The following is a 900-nucleotide window of genomic DNA, read 5'->3' as shown; positions in this document are numbered from 1 at the left end:
ATGAAGTGGCCGAGCTGGTGAAACGACCACGCATGCAGCGTGACCCGCTGGGGCTTGCGGAGCCGTACCCGGTCGCGGATCCCCTGGAGATCCTCCAGGGCGATGCCTCGCCCGGTGCGTGCAGCCTCGGTCACGATGCGTCTGGCGATGGTGTGATTGGTGTCGGCGGCGAAACGCGCTTCCTTGCGGCGGCGTTTCTTCAACAGCCGTCTGGCGCTCTTGGTCTGTTTGGCCTGCAGGCGGCGGCGCAACTCCCGGTGGCGGTGACGGACCGCGTTCAGGGCCTTTCCGCTGTGACGGACACCATCGCCGGTGCCGGTGCCGGTGCCGGTGGCGGTGGCGGTGGTGGCGATGTTGGCGATCCCCAGATCCACCCCGACAAACCCGTCCGGAGCGCGCACCGGAACGTCCGGCAGGTCGCAGGTGGCGATGAGAAACCACCTGCCATCGCGGCAGACCAGGTCTGATTCGCCCTTACGGTGAGCGGCCAGCAGGGTGAGCTGATCGGCCGAGGCGGTGAACGCCACGCCCTTCATCCGCCCACCCACGGTCCAGATCGACACCGTCCGCGCGTCCATCCGCCAGGACAGGCAGCGGTCGTCGAACGGCTGGGCCGCGCCGGGGCGAAAGACGATCGGCCGGGCCAGCACCCGCTCACGCCGGACGGAGCCGGGCCTGCCCAGATGGCCGTTGCGCAGGTTGGCGTGCAGGGTGGTGTAGGCGTCGGCGACCTTCTTGATGACGTGCTGCGCGGCCTGAGCCGCCAGCCCGTACCCGTCCTTGACCTGCCCATAGGCGTGCCTGCGCAGATCGTAATTGCGAAACACCCGCCGGTCGTGGGCGAGCTGCGAGACCCAGGTGGCCGCGTCGTTGACCGCGCGCAACGTCGCCTCCAGCGCC

The 900-nt window shown here is 69.4% G+C and carries 1 protein-coding gene; it reads right to left on the bottom strand.

From position 1 onward, the window contains the following. The coding region (locus IEY82_RS38720; RefSeq protein WP_189129277.1) for an RNA-guided endonuclease TnpB family protein at window positions 1-900 on the bottom strand (900 nt) is incomplete at both ends.

The sequence above is a fragment of the Nonomuraea cavernae genome (genome assembly GCF_014646355.1).
Lineage (GTDB): Bacteria > Actinomycetota > Actinomycetes > Streptosporangiales > Streptosporangiaceae > Nonomuraea > Nonomuraea cavernae.
Note: the sequence above shows the minus strand (reverse complement) of the source record. Positions and strands in the feature narration are given on the sequence as shown.